Origin of the sequence: Xanthovirga aplysinae, assembly GCF_009711365.1 — a bacterium.
Classification (GTDB): Bacteria; Bacteroidota; Bacteroidia; order Cytophagales; family Cyclobacteriaceae; genus Xanthovirga; species Xanthovirga aplysinae.
The window spans coordinates 1-223 of record NZ_SMMB01000024.1 but is presented as its reverse complement, the minus strand read 5'-3'; the positions used below and the strand labels follow the sequence as shown (position 1 = coordinate 223).

At 45.7% G+C, this 223-nt stretch carries 1 protein-coding gene; it reads right to left on the bottom strand.

From position 1 onward, the window contains the following. On the bottom strand, positions 1-223 hold a 223-nt coding region (locus E1171_RS22905; RefSeq protein WP_187696061.1), incomplete at both ends, for a hypothetical protein.

Sequence of the window (223 nt, the reverse complement as noted above, 5' to 3'; positions counted from 1 at the left end):
TCCTCCCAACTGGAAATTAAGACTGGTATTACCATCTCCTACCTGCCGAACCTTGATGTTATTATTCCGTCCCTCGAACTGAAATCCAACAAAAGTATTGTAATCTCCTACCTGATCGGCCTCCATGGTATTAGGATTATTGGGATCAGGCCGGATTTGAATTTTGACAGAGGTGTTTCCAGTACCATCCTGGGTGGTGGAAAGGTCCTGGGCAAAAGCCGTT